A 21,663-nucleotide genomic window follows, 5' to 3' on the forward strand; every position below is an offset into this window, starting at 1 on the left:
TGAGACGATTTCAAAGTCTCTTCACCTCATACAACTAACATCTAAAAAAGCTGAGACATTTATATAAACGCCTCAGCTTCTCTATTATATTGATTTTATAAAAACTTAGAATTTACCTTTTTTGAATGCTAAGCCTACGCCACCGATTTTGAATACGGCACGTGTATCAATAACTTTCTTCATGAAGGCAGCTTTTTTACCGGCAATATCTCTACCGTAAACGATACCTACACCGTCATTAGAACCTAATGAACATACTGTACCACGGTCAACATATTCAAATTCTTCTGCAGCTTGACCGTTTAAAATGTTTTTAATATTTTTAGCAACGTGTTCACCTTGTTGCATAGCGATTTGAGCTGTAGTTGGTAATGGGCGTTCTTCACCTGCTGGAATAAACGCAGAAACATCACCGATTACAAAGATATCATCATGACCTTCAATTGTTAAATCTTGTTTAGTCACGATACGGCCACGTTTAACGCCTTCAAATGATTCTTCCATTAATTTACTACCACGTACACCCGCAGCCCAGACAGCAGTGCCAGCTTCTAATTGTTGTTCTTGATCATTGATTTTTACAACGAAACCTTTTTCGTTACAAGCAACGATTGGTGTAGCGATTTTAAATTCAACGCCACGGTCTTCTAAGTAGTTAACTGCATAGTTAACTAATTCGTCAGAGAACATTGGTAACATTTTTGGAGCAGCTTCAACACAAGTTAATTTAACTTTGTTTTGATCTACGCCATATTTGCTACATAATTCAGGAATTCTTTCAGTTAATTCACCTAAGAATTCAATACCTGTAAAGCCAGCGCCACCAACTAAGATAGCTAAGTCTTTATCGTCTTTTTCTTTAGAAGCTGCATAGTTTGCGAATTTATCTTCGATATGACGAGATAAACGACGTGCAGTTTCGATGTTTTCAATTTGGAAAGCGTGGTCTTTCATACCGTCAATACCAAATGTTTCGCTTTCGAAACCTAGTGCTACTACTAAAATGTCGTAGTCATAGATACCCTGATTAGTTTCTACTTTTTTAGCATTACGGTCAATTTTAGTTACTTCAGCGTTGATAAATTTAACTTTATCTTCTTTAATTACACTTTCAATTGGATAAATTAAGTCTTCATAATTTAATGTACCAGCTGAAGCTTCATGTAACCAAGTTGCTTCATAGTGATATTTGTTTTTGTTGATTAACGTGATTTCTGCTTCGTCTGCAGAAAGTTCTTTTTGTAATTTAGTTACTGTTTGTAAACCAGCGTAACCAGCACCTAGTACTAGTACTTTTTTACGATCTTGTGCCATTTCATTCACCTAAGCTTTCATAATTATTTTCTTAAATGTAGATAAAGGCTACAAATTTCAGAACATAACAAAGCTCAGAACGTACATTATATTTCAATTAATATCTGTTAGTCTGATTTACCATAAACTTTGCACTTAACCTAACTGTTCATCTCTATTTATAGTCTTAGTCAACACTCTGTTTTTCAATTCAGTTTTATGAACTTTAGTTCACAAAAAAGACAAAGTTCAATCCATAATCAATTTTATAGCTTTTACACTACATTTTCAAGCAACAACAAGACTATATTTAAAATAATCGCCTTATACTTAAATCTAGAATATATAATCGAACTTTTTAAAACTTTTTTATTTTAATATGGTTTAACAATTTTCAGGATTTCCAGCTACTTTAGCAGTTCTAAATGAACTACCACAACCACATGAAGCAATAGCATTTGGATTATCGATTTGGAAACCGCCACCCATTAATGATTGTTTAAAATCAACAGTTGTACCATTTAAAACAGGCTGATCATATTTATCGACTAATACTTTTAATCCATAAAATTCTAAAACTTCGTCATTTTCACCTGGTTGCTCTTCTGCAGACATACCATATGTTAATCCAGTACAACCACCGCCATTGACTTTAATTTTTAAATAGCCGTCTTCCATATCATTGCTTTTTAACATGTCTTTTACTTCGTACGCAGCAGCTTCAGTTAATGTTACAGTTGGCATCAAAGTTCCTCCTATAATAAGTTTGTAAAATCATTGTCTTCTATATGTTTATAAATATTGTTTAATAAGTCTTCAGGTGTGTCACCTTCAACAGTATCACCATCTACTAGCGCATACAACCCACATGAGCATGTACCACAATTGTTCAAACATCCATATTCTAACACATCCACGTCCGGATCATTATCTAATTTATCGTAAACATAATCTCCGCCTTTAGCCATATTTGATATGCAGAACTCAACTAATGGAAACATACTTCACCTTCTTCATAATTTTAATTACATTATTATAACAAATCTTACTTCTGACTGCATTAGACTAGCTCAATTTTTCATTTGCTAGAGCACAAAAAGTCTATGAGTCTATTATCATTGTTCTTGGGACTTTGATTGTAGTCATTATAAAAAACAGATATAATAAATTTATATAAATAATACATTTAATTGTAAGGGGCAATGAAATGTATTTCATAAACACCTTTATCTATTGGTTATTTTAATATCGATGATGAAGCAATTTAACACATTTTGTCTTGTTTAAAGGGTAGTCGTTTTCATTTAATAATGGAATCACAAATCATATAAAAAGGGGTATAACATATGAAAAATTTAGTATTACTTGGTGGCGGTTATGGTAATATGCGCATTATGTCACGCATTCTTCCTGAGGCTTTACCGGAAGACTATACATTAACTTTAATTGATCGCATGCCTTTCCATGGACTAAAACCTGAGTTTTATGCGCTAGCTGCGGGCACAAAATCTGATAGTGATGTACGTATGAATTTCCCAGATTTTGAACGTATTAACACTATTTATGGTGAGATTAGCGACATTGACTTAGATGCTCAAATCGTTTCAGTTGGAAATACTAAAGTTGATTATGATGAATTAGTTATTGGTTTAGGTTGTGAAGACAAATATCATAATGTTCCTGGCGCGGAAGAATACACACATAGTATTCAGACATTATCTAAAGCACGTGAGACCTTCCATAGTATTAGTGAATTACCAAGTGGCGCTAGCGTGGGTATTGTTGGTGCTGGGTTAAGCGGCATTGAACTAGCTAGTGAATTACGTGAAAGCCGTGAAGATCTAGAAGTGATCTTGTATGATCGAGGCGAGCGAATTTTAAGAAATTTCCCTGAAAAGTTAAGTAATTATATTGCGAAATGGTTCCGTGAAAATAAAGTTAAAGTTGTACCGAACTCACTTATAGACAGAGTAGAGCCGGGTAAAATCTACAACAATGGTATACCTGAAGATGTAGACCTAGTCGTCTGGACTGCCGGTATTCAACCGGTTGAAGTGGTAAGGCACTTACCTATCGATATTAATCGTAGTGGTCGCGTAATTATCAACCAGTATCATCAAGTACCTACATATAAAAACGTCTATGTCGTAGGCGATTGTGCTGACTTACCTCATGCGCCAAGTGCTCAATTAGCCGAGTTACAAGGCGATCAAATTGCTGACGTACTAAAAAAACAATGGAATAATGAATCATTACCAGAAAAGATGCCTGAACTTAAAGTGCAAGGCTTCTTAGGTTCGCTTGGTGAGAAGAAAGGCTTTGCCTATATTATGGATCGCACCGTTACAGGCCGTTTAGCTCATATTCTCAAATCAGGCGTACTATGGTTATATAAATATCATAACGGTTAAAGTATATTAATATAATTAGCCATTTAATGAAATGGTAAAAGCGAGGTCTAGATAGAATAACTAAGATTTACCTACTTACATTGTTACTCAAATAATGCTGTAAGATAGAGTGTTTAAATGCTCTTTTAGGTTTAAAATCAAGGTCAAACTGTCTAGCCTCGCTATTTTGATCATTATTTATTTATTTTCATTATTCGCAAAATGTTTATCTACAAAGTTGGTTAATTGCTTTGTCTGAATATATCCATCTGCCACATATTCATCATTCATTGTGATTAATGGATAAAACAATTCATCTTCTTCTAATTGCTCAATATAGTGTTGATCATGGTCGCTAAGATTTTCAGTTTGATTTTGAAAATCGATATACGTATATTCAAATTGAATATCTGGATATTTTCTTTCTAATAAAGGTTGAATCCATTCAAACGTATTTCTAGATGTTGGTGCATTCACACAGCTGGCACAGACCACATCAGCTCCATATACTACTACACTCACTTTAGTCATACTCAAATCCCCCATCTTGTTTTATAGATTTTTCTTACTTTATCTATTATAATAAATAAATAATGGAATTATGAAGTAATATACTTGAAAGGAGACATATCTCATGCCTACTGAGAATGCAACAATGTTTGATCAAGTAGCTGAAGTTATTGAACGTTTACGTCCATTTTTATTACGTGACGGCGGAGACTGTACATTAATAGATGTTGAAGACGGCATCGTTAAATTACAATTACACGGAGCTTGTGGTACTTGTCCAAGCTCAACAATCACATTAAAAGCTGGTATTGAACGCGCACTACATGAAGAAGTTCCAGGCGTTATTGAAGTAGAACAAGTCTTCTAAGCGTCTCGTATTATATATTTATGGTAAGACTAATAAGACTCCTATCAAAGCAACTCGTACTTTGATGGGAGTCATTTTATATTTCATATTTCTAATATAATACTTTATATTAAAATCTGAGAGTGAGACGACAAAATCTAGAGAGTGAGACAGAAATATAGGGAGTGGGACAGAAATCTAATGTAATTTCAAAGATTTCGTCGTCCCACCCCGGCAAGGTTGGCTAGAAATGAAGAAAGTGAAGCTCGAACGCATCTTCATTTCAGACAACTACTGCCATAACTAAAGGCTGAACCATTTTTTATATTAATGGCTCAGCCTCAGTTTTTTATTGTTATTTTTTGTGTGACGTTTTAGGTTGATCACCTTTCATATGTTGAGCAATATGTTCGTTCATATACGCCCAACCTTTCCAACCGACATGAACAACATCACTAAGAACATATTTTTCATAGTCTTTATCTGACATGTCATAAACTTTACCACCATGATTCACTATAGTTTGATGGATTTTATTATAGACAGGTTCACGTGTTGAACGAGGAATATTTAAATGATCATACCATTTACCATTAACAGGTAAAATAACGTATTGAACATCGGCCCCTGCGTGATGCATCGTATCCACAAGTAATGATAAATCATTAAACTCTGGTGAATTCATTTTAAATTCATATTTACGATGATTCATTGGTTTCTGATGCGTTAATTTGTTCCAATATTCATTACGAATGCCATAGTCGTTTGAAGAAGAACGTTTTTCACCAAGTTGAGCTGCTTTATCTTGCATAGTTCCCCAAGATGCATCCGGTTTAGTTATCGGGCTCACATCTGATAAAGGTGATTTATCTAAAGAGAAATATGTTTTTATCGCTTCAATTTTTAGAAGTTGATTCTCTTTGAAACGAGAAACATAATTACCATCTACTTCTCCATGATTTTTAACAACTTCTTTTAAAAATGGTTTATTCGTTGTACTTTTGAATTTCAATAGACGTTTCGCATATCTTTCTTTTAATTCAGAAGGCATATCTTTTTGTTGAAATAACTGATTAATTTGATTTGGTGTTGTACGTGCAGCCATACCTCTATCGCTAACGCCATGCGTACTAAACCATTGAGGTGAAATAATAAATGTCATCTTTTTACCTTTTAACTGATCATATTGACCAGCCAATTCAATCGCATTAATTAAGTCTGTATTCCCACCAGTACCTACTAAGAATACTGGTTTTGTATCTTTTCTATTATGTAATGCAAGTGCAGGATTAAAAGGATCTTTTTTATTTAATTCACTTGATCCATAAATAGGATAATATTGATTACTACTGAACATTTTATTTTGGATGAGCGTACCCTTTAGTACTTGGTCAGTTAAAGAAATTTTATTATCAGCGACAGCTTTATTAGTTACTAAACCTGTAAACCAACTGGCAGGTAATAGTATAAAAACTAAAAATATCGCGCCACTGATAATAATTGGTAAAAATGGCTTTATTTTCATCTTAGTTCTTCTAAAGCTTCAACAATTTTATTAGGAGTTGCCCACTCATCACGATCAAAGTCCATAATTGATACTTCGATACCTAGTCTATTTTGAATTTCAAGTAATAAACCTACTGTTTGGAATGAATCAATAATGCCCTCTTCAAAAATTTCAACATCAGGGTTTTCTTTTACCACATTATTTTCCGCAACATCAGCTAATAAATTTAATACTTCTTCTCTAAATTCCATAATTTATAACTCCTTTTATATTAATTTTCCTGAAAAGATTAAAAATCCAAATGCTACAAAATGGAATGTGATGATGATACTTAAAGCTGTAGTAAAACCATTTTGCCAACGAGCTGGATGTTTCTTTCTCCAACGTTCATAGTATCCATAACCAATAAACATGAGGCCATGATAGATACCGTATACAATATAGAATAACTCTAGACCATGCCATACACCCATGATGAAAAAGTTTAACAAGAATGCGAAATTAGACATCGCAAACTGACTTTTCATTAATTTCTTACGGGACATATAGAAGAGCGTACGCATATAGATACAATCTCTAAACCAGAATGATAATGACATATGCCATCTATTCCAGAAATCTTTAATGTTACGGGCTTTAAATGGTTGTTTAAAGTTTGGAGGCGTATTAATACCATAAAGATAACTAATCGCTACCGCAAATAAACTGTAACCTGCAAAATCAAAGAATAAATAGAAACTATAAGCATACATATATAACCACTTATGTGTAAAACCATGTAAATCCATTAGTAATGGATGAATTGCGTATGAATTAATCAGATAAGCGAGAATATATTTGTAAAGGAAACCAAGCATAATCATATGAATTGCTTTAGCTACTAGTACTCTATATTGTTCTCTTGTAGGCACTTTTTTATCGTCTTTAACAAAACGTTTGTATCGATCAATCGGTCCAGAAGACACGGTTGGGAAGAAAGAAATAAATTGAAATAACTTACCTACTTTAATTTCTTTTATTGAACCATCTCTAATTTCCATGATAAGTTGAACGCTTTTAAATGTAACATATGAAATACCTAAGAAACCTACAAATTCAATCAATTTATGTTCATGGAAGTGAATTTGATGTCCACCTAACCATGAACTCTGTAAAATTTTAACAATTGCTAATGGCAAGATAGATAATACCATAACAATAACAAATTTACTGAATGTATTATTTTTTTGTCTTGAATGATAATAACCCATAATAAGTGCTACTTGCCAAATCAGATAAATAACAAAACATAGTAGCTGAATACTCAAGTATTTATTATCAAATAGATTGTGTTTATCTGATGAAAAAATAATGACTATCATAATTGCTGTACTTATACCGTTATAGATATAACTTCGCTTACCTAGAAATCCGAGTATGATAACTGGTAAAAGTACTATAAAAGCAACTAAGAAGAAGGTAAACGTGCCATAAGGAATCATGCGTTAATATCCTCAGCTACTTGTTTACGATCAAGCTTTCCGTTTGAAGTTAGTGGAAGTTGTTCCATCCAAACAAATTTTCTTGGAATCATATATTCTGGTAAGCGAGATTTAAGTTCGGATTTAATTTGTCTAGTCATTTCTAAGTCATCTTTAACTTCTTCAGTAGGAACAATTGCACCTACTAAGTGAACAACTTTATTATTTTTATAAATTGGTACGACGATTGTTTCTCGTACATATTGTGATTGTCTAAGTTGTGTTTCAATTTCTTCAAGCTCCATACGGTAGCCGTTAAATTTAATTTGGAAATCGATACGTCCTTGAATAAACCAATGGCCATCCTTTTCAATAGCTTTATCACCTGTATGATAAAGTCGAATACCATCTTCAAAGTTAAATACCGCTTCGGTTTTAGCTTTATTATTTAAATACCCTAGGCTAACACTGTTACCTTTAATGATAAGTTCTCCCTCATCTGTTGTAGATAACGTCGTGTTAGGTCGAGCTACGCCCACTGGTAATGGGTTATAAGTTTCAATGATGTCTTGCGTGATTTTAACACTAGTTACAGCCACAGTCGCTTCAGTCGGACCATAAGTATTATAAACCACGGCTTTAGGATATCTGTCTAATAACGCTTTAGCTGTTCTATGTGGCAAGATTTCTCCACAGAAGAAGAAGTGATTTAAACTTGGATATGCGCTTTCATTAAGGTTTGGAAGCATTAAACACATTTCCATAAATGACGGTGTTGATACCCAGGCATTTATTGGTGTATTAACTAACATGTCATTTAATAATTTAGGTTTATTAATCATATCTTTATCTACTAAGTTTAAAGTGCCGCCAGATGTTAAACATGGATAGATTGCCATCACTGATAAGTCAAATGAAAATGGTGCTTGGTTAAGCCACTCTTGTGGTTCATTAGATTCATTTAATGAGACCATCCATTCTGCAAACTCTACTAAACTAGCATATTCAATTTGAACACCTTTAGGCTCTCCAGTAGATCCTGATGTAAAAATAGTATATACCACGTTTGTAAGCGCCATTTGATTATCAAATACCGTTGGATATTCTGACTGTTGAATATCTTGAATAGTGATTTCTTTAGCATCATGATTAGTTATCGATGTTTCAGTTGTGTTCAAAATAAATTCTGGCTCTACTTGCTTGATAATCATATGAACCCGATCAGTTGGAACCGACGTATCAATTGGTACATAGCCACAACCGGCTTTAATCGCACCTATCATCCCCACTATCATATAGGGTGACATATGACCATATAGCACTAGAGGTTTTTGAGTATCTTGTAGTAAATGTGCTAATTTACTTGATTCGTCTATTAATTGTTGATACGTTAATTCATCGTCTTTATGTCTAATTGCAATACGATCAGGATAGTTTTGACTAAAGTCATTTATTAAATTTATGATGTCTGACATAATTTGACTCCTTATTAGAATTCGTTATATATGAAATTATTATGTGTATCGCCGGATCCATAAATAAGATACAACGCAATAAATATAGCTAAATATAGTAGGGTTAATAAATATGGTTTAGCTTTTTCGAAAAACAGCATTGCTTTGTTATTATTTTCTTTCAATGCAAAATTGCACCTCACTATCATTTTCTAGCGTATGAATTTTCACGTTCTTAGAAAGTTTGATTTTCTAGAAGGTATTGTAAAACAAAGTTTTTAAATACAAATTTTATATTTTATTTTTACACCTTATTATAAGCAATACCTATTTCTATGGCAAATTAAATTTTAGAAAAGTTTATACAGAGTCACTTAAAATTGTTGTCAATTACTATTGTTGCAAGCACTAACTCCAAATATAATTTCTTGTTTTACCACTTTATTGATATTCATTATATTATTACTTATTCGTCCACATCACAATGACATAGCGCATAACAAAACTGTTAGTTGAACTAAGATAGAAAAAACTTCTCATTGTTTTAGATGGAATATCTACCACTACAATAAGAAGTTACTTGAATAACTATTTAGTTTCAACAGGCGTTTCAGGGGCTTTCCCTTGAAGAACAGCTTTAATATTGTCTACACATAATTGAATCATGCGATCTCTTGTCACTACCGATGCGCTACCAATATGTGGCAATATTACAACATTTTGCATTTTGAGTAATGGATGGTCGAGACGTACAGGTTCTTCTCGCAATACATCAAGTCCACAACCACCAATTTCATTATTATTCAAAGCGTTAACTAAAGCTTCCTCGTCTACGATTGCCCCACGACCAATATTGATAAAGATGGCATCTTTTTTCATTTTTGAAAATGCTTTTTCATCGAATTTATTAGCCGTTTCTGACGTTAAAGGAGCCGTACAAATTACAAAATCGCTACGTTCTAACAGTTCATCAAACGAGACATATTGTGCATTTAGCTGACGTTCAGCATCTCCATGTCTTGAACGATTATGGTAGAGAATTGTAGTATTAAAACCTTGAAGTCTGCGCGCAAAACTTCTCCCAATATCGCCCATACCATAAATACCTAGAGTCGAACCATGAACATCCTTTCCGGATAATAAATACGGTCCCCAACTTTTCCATTGGCCATTTTGCACATATTGTTGTGCCTCAATAATACGACGCGCAACCGTTAACATTAATGTAAATCCTAATTCCGCAGTTGTTTCCGTTAACACGTTGGGTGTATTAGTAATTACGATCCCATTTCGATTAGCTAATGCTACATCAATATTGTCGTAACCTACTGCCATATTAGCGATAATTTTAACATTCTTCGCATGCTCAATGCTTTCTTTATCAATTTTTTCACTTAAAGTAATAAAACACGCTTCGGCATCTTCTAATTCTGTTAAAAATTGTGCCCGAGGCATAGGTTCAAATTCATCATCCCACATGTGAACGTCACCTAATTGTTCTAATTGCTCGATAAATTGATCAGGTATTTTTCGTGTGACTAATATCTTTCCCATAAAAGCGTCACCCCTTTGATTTATTCTAATACTTTTTCTAATTCAGAAATAGCTACATTTAAATCTTTAAATGAATATGTTGGTTGCTTGTCTTTTTCTAATAGTTCTTCATATGATGTAACACCAGTTTGAACGTGAATCGTATCGACGCCTACATTCATTCCAGACATAATATCTGTATCGTACAAATCACCGACCATGGCTACGTCAGATTTATCTAATTTCAAAATATCTAATGCAATATCCATGATAACCGGTTCTGGTTTACCAATGAATTGTGGTGCTTGACCAGTTGAAACACTTACTACACTAGTAATAGCGCCGTTACCTGGTAAGAAACCACGTTCTTTAGGAATTGAAACATCTGGATTAGTAGAAATAAATCGTGCGCCTTTACGAACTGCTAACGTTGCTACTGCTAATTTTTCGTAAGTAACTTGTTCATCCAATCCAATAACGACGTAATCTACATTCTCATCATCTTTAACGGTTAAACCTGCTTCAGTCAATGCTGTTCTTAAGCCACTACCCCCTAACATATAAACTGTCGCATCGCTTTGTTCTTGAGCGATAAAGTTAGCCGTTGCTAAGGCAGATGTTACTACTTCATCAGGTTTCGCATCAATATGCATCTCTTTTAATTTTTGAGTTACTTCCTCAGGTGTTTTAGTAGAATTATTTGTAACATATAAGTGAGGGATATTATTGTTATTTAAATAATCGATAAATTGTGCTGCGCCATCAATTTCATCTGTGCCTAAATACATTGTTCCATCTAAATCGATTAAATAACCTTTGTAATTTTTCATTACTTATTTTCTCCTTTTCCAAAAGCAGTAAATGGAACACTCTCTTTCTCAAGAAATTGAATTACTTCTTGAATAAATTGTTTATAATAAGGGAGCGTCTTATCGAAGAGTGGTCGAATAACGTTATTATCAAGTTCAGTATAATTGTGAGCAAACTGTTTTCTAACTTCTACAGTTTCATTGATATGTTGTTGCGTTTCTTTAGTAATAACACCTTCTAACTCTAAGATATCAATTACATCTTTATAATTTCCAGGGTCTCTTAGTATAAAACCATCAATAATCATATTGCCAATATCTACTGAAGATTCAATTAACATCTGCGCAATACGTTCAAATGCATAATGGTTAGCTTTGTGCTCTTCATAATCTTTAGTTAACTGGTTCAAATATTCAAGTTTTAACGTTAGTTTATCTTTATCTACAAAATACATGTCTGTCACCTCTTAATATGTCTATCATATCACAGTTTTGCATAGGTATTCATTTGTCGTTATACTAAATTTAATCACATTAATAGAAAGGGTTTTATCTCTTATGATAGATATGTATTTATATGACGATGAGGAACAAAGCCAAGTACAATTTGTAGGCTTCGTAGGCGAACATAGCCGTTACGATTTAATGCTAGTCCAAACTGATCGTCATTATGGTAAAACGCTAGTTCTTAATATGCAAACTAATAAATTTGGAATTATAGGAACTGATGATATAGAAGAAGAAGGTTACATTGCCCATATTTTAGGTGTAAGCCAAGAAGAAAGCGATGAAATAATTGAATATTTAAACCAAGTAATTCAATAACTTTTATTGCTTTTTATAAATAAAAGCTTTTAAACCTTGAGATTGCACACTGTTGAATGATTATCATATGAATGCTCTAGTCTCTATTTGGTTTAAAAGCTTTCTTTATTATTTAGTTGTTATTTTTCACTTCTTGAATACTAGGTTTGATTTTTACATTCTGTAATTTATCTTCTGTTTCCCCTAATACGAGGTCGTCATTCTCTTGTTCTATTCTCTGTATCTCTTTATCCGATAAATGTCTTAATACAAAGTAAGGGCATCCAAAGTTACAATATTCTAAAATGTAATCTTGTATACTTGAGAAACGCTTAGAGATTTCTGCTTTTTTATTAGCATCTTTATAGAACCCTTTTAAACGTAGTTGATCATATCCGAAATCGCCTACCACATAATCATACTTGTCTAAAATATCTGAGTATCTCGTCGCAAATAATTCTTCATCGAAGCAATCTCTATAGTCTTCAATTATTTCAAAATACTGTTGATCTACTTTAATCATAGTTTGTCACCTTTAATTCGTATAATAAAAACTTAGATCACAACATTTCATATGAAATATGCAACCTAAGCTTTAAAAAGTCAGTTTAAATAAACTATATTAGTTTTGTTGTAATTGTTCTTCGCCTAAACGGTGTTTTTCTTTAGCGGCTTCATTAACTTGTTCATCTGCATGGTATGAACTACGTACCATTGGTCCAGCTTCACAATGTTTGAAACCTTTATCCATAGCTACTTTTCTTAATTTACCAAATTCTAATGGCGTATAGTATTTTTCAACTTTTAAATGCTTACGAGATGGTTGTAAGTATTGGCCAATTGTTAGAATGTCTACATCATTCGCACGAAGATCATCCATTGTTTCGTAGATTTCTTCTAAAGTTTCTCCTAAACCAACCATGAAGCTTGATTTAGTAGGAATGTCTGGTTGTAATTCTTTAGAACGACGTAAAAATTCTAGAGTTCTGTCGTAAGTTGCACGTGCACGAACTCTTGGAGTTAAACGACGTACTGTTTCGATATTGTGGTTTAAGATATCAGGTTTAGAAGCCATTAAAGTTTCAAGCGCTTCATAATCGCCACCCATATCTGATGGTAAAATTTCGATTGTAGTGTATGGATTACGCGCACGTACTTTACGTACTGTTTCTGCATACACGTTTGAACCTGCATCTCTTAAATCATCACGCGCAACAGCTGTGATAACAACGTGCTTAAGATTCATTAATTCAACTGATTCTGCTACACGTTCTGGTTCGTTTAAATCTAATTCATTTGGTAGACCTGTTTTTACTGCACAGAAACGGCAAGCTCTTGTACATACTGCACCTAAAATCATAAATGTAGCTGTACGTCTAGCTCCCCAACACTCATGTATATTTGGACATTTTGCTTCTTCGCAAACTGTATGTAGATTTTTTTCGCGCATCATTTTCTTGAGGCCAATATAGTTTTCGTTCGTGTTAAGCTTAATTTTCAACCAATCTGGTTTACGTAAGATTTCTTCATTTTTAGTAGCCATAACAACGTATACCCTCCTGTATAATCTATCTTTACCTATTATAACGAAATTTACATTAAATTAAAATGTAATAACTTATAATTTTCAAACTCTCTTCAATATTCTTTGTCTTAATCGCTAATCGTTTTAACAAAACAACATACTACATTCTTACTAATTTATCTTTAAAGATGTCTCTTAAAAATTGTGGCATTAAATAGTCGATGGATAACCCTTTTAACATTGGGAAATACCTACCAAACGTATACATATCGACTGTACCGAGTGTGTACGTGGCATTGTCTTGAATTTCCTCTCCATTAACAAAGTAACGTTGTTCAGATTCGATAAATCCGCAATTATACAAAATATAACCACCAAAAATATCGCCCCTGAAACCAAGACCTTGAGCATGTTCTCGCATATATTCTTGTTTCTGACTTTTAATAATCACATTTTTTAGTTCTGACCCTTTAAGTCTTATTCGTACTAAATTAATTGGATGTGGCAACATTCTGTGAATATCATATTCCGTTAATTTATCCGCTTCGACGCACTTTACGATAAGACCAGCATTTACTATTGTACAGTCTGCAAGCGTAAATTCATATACACTTTCAGCTAATAAATATGACGTTTTTGTGATGACATCTGTTTTGCTAGTTAATTTAACCGGTTGGTCAATGACTGGTTCGCTCATTAACGCCTTGCCTTCAACGTCATAACCAGTTTCTACTTCAGGTAAAGTATCAACTGGATAAAGTGTTGCCGTTTTATTAACAACTTGCTTGTTTTCAATAGTTAAATTAACTTCGCCTAAATAGTATCCATACTTGCCAGCCGCTGCCATGAGTACCCCATTATTCACTTGACCGTGATCAAAATGATGATGTGTATGGCTACCTAATATAACATCAATTTCAGGTATCTCTTGGCATAGCTTTTCATCAAAAAAGACACCTACATGGCTCATCACAATAAGGATGTCATAGTTACCATGTTGGTTAGCAATTTCATCTTTAATCGCTTCTAAAGGATCAGTGACAATCCAATCCAGTGCACGATAAAAAGGCGTAAATGGTGCAGTAGCAGCTACAAATAGAAAGCGTACGCCTTCAATTTCTTCTATATGAGAGGTCGCAATATTATGTGGCAAATGTCCTTCTTCATCGATGACATTTGTACATATTACTTTAAATTTTGCCTCATTATATAAATTATTTAAGGCTTCATGAGAAATAGTCATACCTTCATTGTTACCTATCGTCGCAATATCACAATGCGCTTCATTAAGTAGTTCTACATTTTTCTTACCTAATGTCGCCTGTGTGACTGGTGCTGATAAATCTACATGGTCACCAATATCTAAATAAAGTGAGGGGTGTTGAAGTTTCGGTCGATGATCTGCCATATATGATGCAATACGTGCATATTCGTTTAAATGACTGTGAATGTCATTAGTATGATAAATTGTTAACTTCAATTAAATGCCCCCTATATATATTTAAAGAAAAGATTTAATGATTAAATAAACGCCCATAATTAATAGGACTGTACGTAATAACGTAACTACAGTTTCCGACTTAATCGAACGGTTCACTCTAACGCCAATTTGGGCCCCTATATAACTAGAGATTATCAGGATAATTGAATATGACCAAGCCACATGCCCTTGGAAGATATGTCCTATTGAACTCATTACACTTGAAAAGAAAATCATCATCATACTTGTACCAACTGCCACATGGGGTGGAAAACGAAATACAATTAACATGAGTGGTGTCATCAAGGCGCCTCCACCAATTCCAAACAGACCTGTCAAAATACCAATCATTAATGTCGCACAAAAGGCAAATACAGGTGGCACACTATAATGATAGGTTACACCCTCTGCATCGATATACGTTCTACGATACTTTTCTTTATCGAAGATTTTAAATGGTTTAATTTTATGTCTAATCATTAATAGTATTGATACTATAATCATAAAAATACCAAAATATAAGTTAAATGAATCTAGCGTTAGATATCGACTTAAAAAGGAACCAAGTAATGACCCAGGCAATAAACCAAATAGAAAAATGGAACCATTTTTAATATCAACTTGTTTCGTTTTTAAATAACCTATAGATGATGATAAGCCTGTAACGATTAAAATTACAGACGATGTCCCAATCGCTATTTGCGTGGTAATACCGTGTAATATATGATGCGTTACGCCTAAATAAACAAGTGTCGGAACAATAATAATTCCGCCACCTATGCCTACTAATGAACCTAAAACTGCTGACAGTAACCCAATGATAACTAATAAAATAATTGTTACTAACATTATATTTCGCCTCTTAGAATAATTTTAATTGTTGTGGTGCTAACCCTGTATATTCTATATCTAATAAATCTTGGTATGTTTTCGCATTTTGGGCAGCATGGCCTCCAGAATTATTATTAAACACTACATAAACTTGTTTAGCTTTATGTTCTAGTATCTTTACTTTATTCGCTAAGTCAGTCAGTTCTTGTTTATTATAATTATATAAATATCGTACATCACGCCATTCTTGGTCGGTCATATCCTTTTTAGTCCAACCTTGCTTATTTCTACCGTGATAGCGTACAAACGCTTTCTCAGCAGTAATACGGTTAATTAAAGGAACCGAGCCATCTTTAACTTGAGGTTCGTCTACTACCGAATGAATAATTTGATGTTCTGTTAAAAACGCTAATGTCTGCTCTTTAAATTGCTCATTAAACCAAGATTGATGTCGAAACTCTACACATATCGGTACATCTGCTAATTGTTGCCTTACATATAAAATATATTTAATATTTTGAGCAGTACAATCAAACCAAGGTGGAAATTGTACTAATACCATCGCCAATTTTTGGTGTTTAATTAATGGCTGAAGCATGAGCTTAAACTGTTCAAATAACTCCGCTCGTGAATCAGCGAATTCTTTATAATCTGCATGTAACGTTAGCGCTTGATGAATCTTCACTATAAATTCGAAGCGGTCAGGTGTTTCTTTTATCCATTTTTGTATATTTCGTTCTGGTTGGATGGCATAATATGAGGCATCAAGCTCAACAATTGGAAAGTGACTGGCATACGTCTTTAATTTATCCGACTGTCGCTCCATATCCTCATATAAAGAGTAGTGATCTCCCCATCCAGTAAGACCTATGTTAATCATTTTTATCACCAGCTATATGATACCACAATCAATTTTAAGTTATCATATGTTCACTACAATCTTTACATAACTTAAACTTTAGGACGTTAAATAGGGTTTGTTAATTCATTTTCAAAAAATAAATTATTAATGAATCGTTTGTAATAAAGCATCGACTTCAGAGACAAGATTATCAAACAATTGAGTCACTTGTTGACGCTTAGCTAAACGAGGTGATTGACCACTCCACATATGCGTCCATTTACTATTCCCTTTCGCAGCAGCAGTCTTTCGAATTGTATTTGTCAATTGATTCTGTACTGGATAAGGTGGTATCTCACCGTCATATTTAGCCAATGATTCTGCAAATTCATTATTAATTCCACGTGCTAATTTACCGCTAAAGACATCTGTCACGCGAGTATCTGTTTCTTTACTGTTAAGAATTCCTTGTTTCACTACTTCATTGGCACCACTTTCTTCAGTTGTTAAAAAGGCAGTACCCATTTGAACACCCTGTGCACCAAGAACTAAGCTAGCTAATATGCCACGACCGTTCATAATGCCCCCTGCTGCTATAATAGGTATTGAGAGATGTTCAACAACCTGTGGTACTAATGACATTGTACCTATTAATGGTTGAGTCTGTTGATTCTTAGCTAAGAATGAGCCTCTATGACCACCAGCCTCACTACCTTGGGCCACTACCATATCCATACCTACGCGTTCATTTTCAATCGCTTCTTCAACCGATGTAGCGGTGCCTACTAATGTCACATTAGCTTGTTTAAGCTTAGAAATAATTTCTTGACTTGGCAGTCCAAAGGTAAAACAACAGACCGGGACTTTATGTTTAATAACCATCTCAATGGCATTGTTAAATTGTTGCTCTTCAGTAATATTTACAACAGGTTCTTCAAGATCCAGTGCTTTACGATAAGGTTTTAACCAAGCATTCATATGTTCGACTTGAGCCTCGGTATAGTTGTTATGACTGGGCACAAATAAATTTACACCAAATGGTTGAACTGTCATTGAACGAACTTTTTGTATTTCTTGTTCTAACTTATCAGCAGTAAAATATCCTGCTCCGATACAACCTAGACCACCTTTATTGCTTACTGTCGCTACTAATTCGGGCGTTGTACTTCCTGCCATGCCTGCTTGAATAATTGGATATTTGATACTTAGCATCTTTGTTAATGAATTTGAATACCACATATAATATTCAACCCCTTTGTTTCTTTTATAATTTATAATGTGTACATTTTATTAAAATATTCCCTACCCTATTTTTTCATAAACTTTATTAATTTAGATAATAATTAACTATCTAATCATTGAATTTACTATTTTTGAAAAATAAATTTCCTGTATTGACACAAATTTATTTTATTATTTACAAAAGTTTTAAACAATATATCGCAAACTTACAAATATTTTTATATAATATATCTATGAATATAAGTAATATTATAATTTTATTTTAAAAATATTGAAATAACTACTATTATGCTTAGCTAATATGCGCAAAATATCAAAGGGGATAATGTAAAATGAAAAAATTTTTAGTTTTAATATTCGCTAGTTTATTAGTTTTAGGGGCATGTGGTCAAAAGGATAACGAAGCAAAATCCGATGATAATCATAAAAGGTCTAATGACCTAGTAAACAACGCCGATGATAAAAAAACTGAAGATAGTAAATTAAGCAAAAAACATAAGAAAGACAAAGAAGATAAAGAAAATAACGACGATAAATCAAACAGTTCAGAAGATACAGTGCAGGAAAATAGAGCGTCTATTAATGAGGAAACAACCGAGACTATTAATAATCAAGAAAATACAACTCAACAATATTCAGAGCCCTCACAGCAACCTCAAGAACAACCATCTCAAGAAATTAATCAACAATCACAATGGGAAACTAACCGTGCTAATCAATTAAGAAATCAACCAAATTCTAATTATGGTATCGCTTGGAACGAGGAACAACAAGCTCACGTAGAATACGAAACTAAAAAAACAGGTCGCCCGGGTATGGCTGATGATGTTGGAGTGCCTGGTGCTAATCAATAAAGTCTTTTTGCGTGGAATGAAAAGGTAAATTTATAAGAAACAATGAAACTATAAAACTTTTTTAAAAAAAGATTCTATTAATAGTGTAAGTTGAGTCATGTTATAATTTTTGTACATAAGACACCTCGTTAATTTAGTTTATTGGTATTTATTAAATTATACGAAAGTGTCTTATTTTTTAAAGTATTTTAATGTAAAAGTACATGTATATAACGTAGTATTGTTGGCGAGACTCCTGAGGGAATAGGATGAGCATCGAGACCGTGGCTCGACCCATCCCCCTAGGAAATGCGAGCCAAACAATACGAAGTATTGATAAAAGGAAGCGTAGAGGCGATTCACGATTGAATCACCTCTACGCTATTAATTTGGCATTTATGTCCCAGGCTCAATATTTTGGCATTTAGGTCCTAACCACAAGTATAGAACACCAAAAAAGGTGTCCATCAATAAACGATGGACACCTTTAACTATAATTCTATAAACATATTTAAAAGTAGATAATATCGATAGATTAACCGATAGAACCTTCCATTTCGATTAAATGTATAAATATTTATAGTTTATAATTGCTAAAAATGTTGATTTAATAGGGTTTTTAAAATTTAAATAGTGAATAAATATTTATATTCAAAACAAAATGGTATCAAAAATGGTATCAAAAAACCACACTCAATTAAGAGTGCGGCTTAAGTATTTGAAAGGTCTATTTTGGGAGCTGCAGCAGAGGAGCTCCAAGTAAAGAATAACATATTGATAAATAAAAAGCCACGCTCATATGAACGTGGCTAGTAGAATATAGTATCGATAAGACGTTATCGTTAGGTATATTATAACATAAAAATATGTTAGTAAAAATCATAGAAAATGGCCTCGTAACGTATAATACACGATTTAAACTAAGAAGGAATCAAATTATTAAAATTTATTACTGAATATCTTAAAGTAAACAACTGTTTTATATTAAATACACTTCATCTGTATTTAACCTTTATTGCTATATAATTGATCTACATAATAAGTTATCAGTTGTCTTTTATTCATACAAAAGTTATAAGTCCCATTTTTATTATACTGTTGAAGTTTATTATATTTAGTGTATAATTTTAAACCGTAACAATTACGTTCTAAAAGGAGAGGTATAATGCAAAATTTTAAAAAGTTACTTCTAATAATTTTTACTGGTATCATTGCTTTATCGCTAACAGCTTGTGGTACAAAAGATAAGGAAAACAATAGTTCATCAGTTACAAGTAAGGATAAACTTGAAATCAAAACTACTGTATATCCTCTAAAATCATTTGCAAATCAAATAGGTGGTAAATATGTAGATGTTAAATCTGTTTATCCAAAAGGGATGGATCCACATACATATGACCCTAGTCAAAAAGACATGATTAGTATAGGTAAGTCAGATTTGTTTATTTATACTGGTGACAACTTAGATCCTGTCGCAAAAAAAATTAGTAAATCCATTGACAACAAGGATAAAACTTTATCACTTGAATCTAATCTAAATACTAAATCAGACTTATTAAAAGGCGAAGAACACGAGCATGAACATGGAGAAGAACATGAGCATGAACATGGAGAAGAACATGAGCATCATGATCATGGTAAGTATGATCCACACGTTTGGTTAGATCCCGTGTTATCACAAAAATTTGCTAAAGATATCAAAAATGAATTAGTTAGTAAAGATAAAAAGCATAAAGACTACTATGAAAAAAATTATAAAAAACTAAATAAAGAACTAAAAGAAATCGACAACGACATGAAAAAAGCTGTAAAAGGTCACGAAGGTGAAACTGTTTATATTTCTCATGATTCAATAGGTTATTTAGCAGATAGATACAATTTTAAACAAGAGGGTATCGAAAATATGAGTGCTGAAGAACCTAGTCAAAAAGATATTACAAATATTGCTAAGGACATTAAAAAGAAAAATATTAAACACGTTTTAACCGAAGAAAATGTATCTAAAAAAATAACTAATACTGTTATAAATGATACAAATGCTAAAACTATTGATTTTTATAATATGGGGTCACATACTAAAGAGCAAGATAACAGTAAGAATACTTATCAGTCATTTATGAAGAAAAATATTGAAAGTATAGAAAAAGCATTAAAAAACTAATACTTAAGAAGACACTTATTTAAATATAAGTGTCTTTTTTATAATGATATATTTCATAAACAATAAAAACCGCCCAGTGACATGCGTAGGCGATTATAAATATAAGAGGAAATATTTATGACTGCATGTGAATTGATTATAGCATAAAAAATAGGGCAGTCGCTAGGACTACCCTAAATTGGAGGGCTCAGGTAATGTTCTATACATAGTATAACACACTAGAATACTTTTGCAATTCTTAAACGCTCATACCATATCCAACCGTTGTTATTTTTTGAATAAACACGACACCAACCGTCTTTAACTTCAAATACATAAAATTGGCTATAACCCGCTCTATAAACATCGTTTGTTGTATACCATTCCTTACCTTTAAATTTAACTAAAGTGGCTCCGTAATGATCAACTCTTGCTCTAAATCTAGCCTTAGATGATTTCTTCATACTTTTAGGTGGAATACTACCAACTTTTAATCCAGTAGTACTATCTAGTTTGTTTTTTTGGTTAACTATTTGTTTATTCGGTTTATTCGCTAATTTACTTCCACCTGAAGTTTTGTAAATATCTTTAACGATAAGACGTTCATACCATACAAAACCGTTATTGCTAGCACTGTATACTCTAGCCCAACCATCACGAATTTC

At 33.0% G+C, this 21,663-nt stretch carries 23 protein-coding genes and 1 pseudogene; 5 read left to right on the forward strand and 19 right to left on the reverse strand.

The window, feature by feature from the left end; all coding sequences use genetic code 11:
• Positions 1-105: 105 nt before the first annotated feature.
• The 3 genes from CD147_RS05295 to CD147_RS05305 all read right to left on the reverse strand — a co-directional run bounded on the left by CD147_RS05295 (position 106) and on the right by CD147_RS05305 (position 2,294).
• Positions 106-1,314 (reverse strand): NAD(P)/FAD-dependent oxidoreductase, encoded by a 1,209-nt coding sequence (locus CD147_RS05295; protein ID WP_103166395.1) that lies wholly within the window; start codon positions 1,312-1,314, stop codon positions 106-108.
• A 363-nt stretch (positions 1,315-1,677) separates the two neighbouring features.
• Positions 1,678-2,037 carry a HesB/IscA family protein gene (locus tag CD147_RS05300; protein ID WP_103166396.1) on the reverse strand — a complete coding sequence of 120 codons (360 nt, stop codon included), beginning with the start codon at positions 2,035-2,037 and terminating at the stop codon, positions 1,678-1,680.
• Between the two features lie 11 nt (positions 2,038-2,048).
• Positions 2,049-2,294 carry a YuzB family protein gene (locus CD147_RS05305; protein WP_103166397.1) on the reverse strand — a complete coding sequence of 82 codons (246 nt, stop codon included), beginning with the start codon at positions 2,292-2,294 and terminating at the stop codon, positions 2,049-2,051.
• Positions 2,295-2,639: 345 nt separating this feature from the next.
• On the opposite strand from CD147_RS05305, the gene CD147_RS05310 reads away from it, so the two are divergent.
• Positions 2,640-3,704: an NAD(P)/FAD-dependent oxidoreductase gene (locus CD147_RS05310; protein ID WP_103166398.1), complete on the forward strand. Its 1,065-nt coding sequence runs from the start codon at positions 2,640-2,642 to the stop codon at positions 3,702-3,704.
• A gap of 177 nt (positions 3,705-3,881) precedes the next feature.
• Here CD147_RS05310 and CD147_RS05315 read toward each other — a convergent pair whose 3' ends face one another.
• On the reverse strand, positions 3,882-4,214 hold the full coding sequence (locus CD147_RS05315) for a YuzD family protein (RefSeq protein ID WP_103166399.1): 333 nt from the start codon (positions 4,212-4,214) through the stop codon (positions 3,882-3,884).
• A 103-nt stretch (positions 4,215-4,317) separates the two neighbouring features.
• Between CD147_RS05315 and CD147_RS05320 the strand changes: the two genes are divergently transcribed.
• Positions 4,318-4,560 (forward strand): NifU family protein, encoded by a 243-nt coding sequence (locus CD147_RS05320; RefSeq protein ID WP_103166400.1) that lies wholly within the window; start codon positions 4,318-4,320, stop codon positions 4,558-4,560.
• Positions 4,561-4,894: 334 nt separating this feature from the next.
• Here CD147_RS05320 and dltD read toward each other — a convergent pair whose 3' ends face one another.
• From dltD to CD147_RS05360, 8 genes are all read right to left on the reverse strand, one after another.
• Positions 4,895-6,064, reverse strand: coding sequence for a D-alanyl-lipoteichoic acid biosynthesis protein DltD (gene dltD / locus CD147_RS05325; RefSeq protein ID WP_103166401.1), 1,170 nt, complete (start codon positions 6,062-6,064; stop codon positions 4,895-4,897).
• Positions 6,061-6,297 carry a D-alanine--poly(phosphoribitol) ligase subunit 2 gene (gene dltC / locus CD147_RS05330; RefSeq protein ID WP_103166402.1) on the reverse strand — a complete coding sequence of 79 codons (237 nt, stop codon included), beginning with the start codon at positions 6,295-6,297 and terminating at the stop codon, positions 6,061-6,063. The genes dltD and dltC overlap by 4 nt, the downstream gene beginning before the upstream one ends.
• A gap of 15 nt (positions 6,298-6,312) precedes the next feature.
• A complete protein-coding gene (gene dltB / locus CD147_RS05335; protein WP_103166403.1) occupies positions 6,313-7,527 on the reverse strand; it encodes a D-alanyl-lipoteichoic acid biosynthesis protein DltB in 1,215 nt (404 codons plus the stop codon).
• A complete protein-coding gene (gene dltA, locus CD147_RS05340) occupies positions 7,524-8,981 on the reverse strand; it encodes a D-alanine--poly(phosphoribitol) ligase subunit DltA (protein WP_103166404.1) in 1,458 nt (485 codons plus the stop codon). The genes dltB and dltA overlap by 4 nt, the downstream gene beginning before the upstream one ends.
• Positions 8,982-8,995: 14 nt before the next feature.
• Positions 8,996-9,121 (reverse strand): teichoic acid D-Ala incorporation-associated protein DltX, encoded by a 126-nt coding sequence (locus tag CD147_RS05345; RefSeq protein WP_167409772.1) that lies wholly within the window; start codon positions 9,119-9,121, stop codon positions 8,996-8,998.
• 427 nt (positions 9,122-9,548) lie between these two features.
• Entirely contained in the window at positions 9,549-10,514 is a 966-nt protein-coding gene (locus CD147_RS05350) for a 2-hydroxyacid dehydrogenase (RefSeq protein ID WP_103166406.1), read from the reverse strand.
• 20 nt (positions 10,515-10,534) lie between these two features.
• Positions 10,535-11,323 (reverse strand): TIGR01457 family HAD-type hydrolase, encoded by a 789-nt coding sequence (locus CD147_RS05355; RefSeq protein WP_103166407.1) that lies wholly within the window; start codon positions 11,321-11,323, stop codon positions 10,535-10,537.
• Positions 11,323-11,757: a DUF86 domain-containing protein gene (locus CD147_RS05360; protein ID WP_103166408.1), complete on the reverse strand. Its 435-nt coding sequence runs from the start codon at positions 11,755-11,757 to the stop codon at positions 11,323-11,325. The genes CD147_RS05355 and CD147_RS05360 overlap by 1 nt, the downstream gene beginning before the upstream one ends.
• Before the next feature lie 103 nt (positions 11,758-11,860).
• Here CD147_RS05360 and CD147_RS05365 point away from each other — a divergent pair, with 103 nt between their 5' ends.
• On the forward strand, positions 11,861-12,127 hold the full coding sequence (locus CD147_RS05365) for a DUF3055 domain-containing protein (protein ID WP_037548938.1): 267 nt from the start codon (positions 11,861-11,863) through the stop codon (positions 12,125-12,127).
• Between the two features lie 112 nt (positions 12,128-12,239).
• Here the strand turns inward: CD147_RS05365 and CD147_RS05370 are convergent, their stop codons facing one another.
• The 6 genes from CD147_RS05370 to CD147_RS05395 all read right to left on the reverse strand — a co-directional run bounded on the left by CD147_RS05370 (position 12,240) and on the right by CD147_RS05395 (position 18,022).
• Positions 12,240-12,629, reverse strand: a complete 390-nt coding sequence (locus CD147_RS05370) for a YutD family protein (RefSeq protein ID WP_103166409.1) — start codon at positions 12,627-12,629, stop codon at positions 12,240-12,242.
• A 99-nt stretch (positions 12,630-12,728) separates the two neighbouring features.
• On the reverse strand, positions 12,729-13,649 hold the full coding sequence (lipA, locus tag CD147_RS05375) for a lipoyl synthase (protein ID WP_103166410.1): 921 nt from the start codon (positions 13,647-13,649) through the stop codon (positions 12,729-12,731).
• Positions 13,650-13,791: 142 nt separating this feature from the next.
• Positions 13,792-15,111 (reverse strand): bifunctional metallophosphatase/5'-nucleotidase, encoded by a 1,320-nt coding sequence (locus CD147_RS05380; protein WP_103166411.1) that lies wholly within the window; start codon positions 15,109-15,111, stop codon positions 13,792-13,794.
• Positions 15,112-15,132: 21 nt separating this feature from the next.
• Complete coding sequence (locus tag CD147_RS05385; RefSeq protein ID WP_103166412.1) at positions 15,133-15,960, reverse strand: sulfite exporter TauE/SafE family protein; 828 nt, start codon at positions 15,958-15,960, stop codon at positions 15,133-15,135.
• Between the two features lie 13 nt (positions 15,961-15,973).
• Entirely contained in the window at positions 15,974-16,822 is an 849-nt protein-coding gene (locus CD147_RS05390) for a DUF72 domain-containing protein (protein ID WP_103166413.1), read from the reverse strand.
• Between the two features lie 126 nt (positions 16,823-16,948).
• A complete protein-coding gene (locus tag CD147_RS05395) occupies positions 16,949-18,022 on the reverse strand; it encodes an NAD(P)H-dependent flavin oxidoreductase (RefSeq protein ID WP_103166414.1) in 1,074 nt (357 codons plus the stop codon).
• 335 nt (positions 18,023-18,357) lie between these two features.
• Here CD147_RS05395 and CD147_RS05400 point away from each other — a divergent pair, with 335 nt between their 5' ends.
• Both CD147_RS05400 and CD147_RS05405 read left to right on the forward strand, forming a co-directional pair.
• Positions 18,358-18,879 (forward strand): hypothetical protein, encoded by a 522-nt coding sequence (locus CD147_RS05400; protein ID WP_103166415.1) that lies wholly within the window; start codon positions 18,358-18,360, stop codon positions 18,877-18,879.
• A gap of 1,144 nt (positions 18,880-20,023) precedes the next feature.
• Positions 20,024-21,019: a metal ABC transporter solute-binding protein, Zn/Mn family gene (locus tag CD147_RS05405; RefSeq protein ID WP_103166416.1), complete on the forward strand. Its 996-nt coding sequence runs from the start codon at positions 20,024-20,026 to the stop codon at positions 21,017-21,019.
• A 218-nt stretch (positions 21,020-21,237) separates the two neighbouring features.
• Here the strand turns inward: CD147_RS05405 and CD147_RS12075 are convergent.
• A pseudogene (locus tag CD147_RS12075) lies at positions 21,238-21,663 on the reverse strand (N-acetylmuramoyl-L-alanine amidase); the annotation flags it as partial.

The sequence above is a fragment of the Staphylococcus devriesei genome, assembly GCF_002902625.1.
Lineage (GTDB): Bacteria > Bacillota > Bacilli > Staphylococcales > Staphylococcaceae > Staphylococcus > Staphylococcus devriesei.

Excerpts from the sequence above, each read along its gene's own strand:
- CD147_RS05295 (WP_103166395.1), bottom strand. The coding sequence starts at position 1,314 with ATGGCACAAGATCGTAAAAAAGTACTAGTACTAGGTGCTGGTTACGCT.
- CD147_RS05300 (WP_103166396.1), bottom strand. The coding sequence starts at position 2,037 with ATGCCAACTGTAACATTAACTGAAGCTGCTGCGTACGAAGTAAAAGAC.
- CD147_RS05305 (WP_103166397.1), bottom strand. The coding sequence starts at position 2,294 with ATGTTTCCATTAGTTGAGTTCTGCATATCAAATATGGCTAAAGGCGGA.
- CD147_RS05310 (WP_103166398.1), top strand. The coding sequence starts at position 2,640 with ATGAAAAATTTAGTATTACTTGGTGGCGGTTATGGTAATATGCGCATT.
- CD147_RS05315 (WP_103166399.1), bottom strand. The coding sequence starts at position 4,214 with ATGACTAAAGTGAGTGTAGTAGTATATGGAGCTGATGTGGTCTGTGCC.
- CD147_RS05320 (WP_103166400.1), top strand. The coding sequence starts at position 4,318 with ATGCCTACTGAGAATGCAACAATGTTTGATCAAGTAGCTGAAGTTATT.
- dltD (WP_103166401.1), bottom strand. The coding sequence starts at position 6,064 with ATGAAAATAAAGCCATTTTTACCAATTATTATCAGTGGCGCGATATTT.
- dltC (WP_103166402.1), bottom strand. The coding sequence starts at position 6,297 with ATGGAATTTAGAGAAGAAGTATTAAATTTATTAGCTGATGTTGCGGAA.
- dltB (WP_103166403.1), bottom strand. The coding sequence starts at position 7,527 with ATGATTCCTTATGGCACGTTTACCTTCTTCTTAGTTGCTTTTATAGTA.
- dltA (WP_103166404.1), bottom strand. The coding sequence starts at position 8,981 with ATGTCAGACATCATAAATTTAATAAATGACTTTAGTCAAAACTATCCT.
- CD147_RS05345 (WP_167409772.1), bottom strand. The coding sequence starts at position 9,121 with ATGCTGTTTTTCGAAAAAGCTAAACCATATTTATTAACCCTACTATAT.
- CD147_RS05350 (WP_103166406.1), bottom strand. The coding sequence starts at position 10,514 with ATGGGAAAGATATTAGTCACACGAAAAATACCTGATCAATTTATCGAG.
- CD147_RS05355 (WP_103166407.1), bottom strand. The coding sequence starts at position 11,323 with ATGAAAAATTACAAAGGTTATTTAATCGATTTAGATGGAACAATGTAT.
- CD147_RS05360 (WP_103166408.1), bottom strand. The coding sequence starts at position 11,757 with ATGTATTTTGTAGATAAAGATAAACTAACGTTAAAACTTGAATATTTG.
- CD147_RS05365 (WP_037548938.1), top strand. The coding sequence starts at position 11,861 with ATGATAGATATGTATTTATATGACGATGAGGAACAAAGCCAAGTACAA.
- CD147_RS05370 (WP_103166409.1), bottom strand. The coding sequence starts at position 12,629 with ATGATTAAAGTAGATCAACAGTATTTTGAAATAATTGAAGACTATAGA.
- lipA (WP_103166410.1), bottom strand. The coding sequence starts at position 13,649 with ATGGCTACTAAAAATGAAGAAATCTTACGTAAACCAGATTGGTTGAAA.
- CD147_RS05385 (WP_103166412.1), bottom strand. The coding sequence starts at position 15,960 with ATGTTAGTAACAATTATTTTATTAGTTATCATTGGGTTACTGTCAGCA.
- CD147_RS05390 (WP_103166413.1), bottom strand. The coding sequence starts at position 16,822 with ATGATTAACATAGGTCTTACTGGATGGGGAGATCACTACTCTTTATAT.
- CD147_RS05395 (WP_103166414.1), bottom strand. The coding sequence starts at position 18,022 with ATGTGGTATTCAAATTCATTAACAAAGATGCTAAGTATCAAATATCCA.
- CD147_RS05400 (WP_103166415.1), top strand. The coding sequence starts at position 18,358 with ATGAAAAAATTTTTAGTTTTAATATTCGCTAGTTTATTAGTTTTAGGG.
- CD147_RS05405 (WP_103166416.1), top strand. The coding sequence starts at position 20,024 with ATGCAAAATTTTAAAAAGTTACTTCTAATAATTTTTACTGGTATCATT.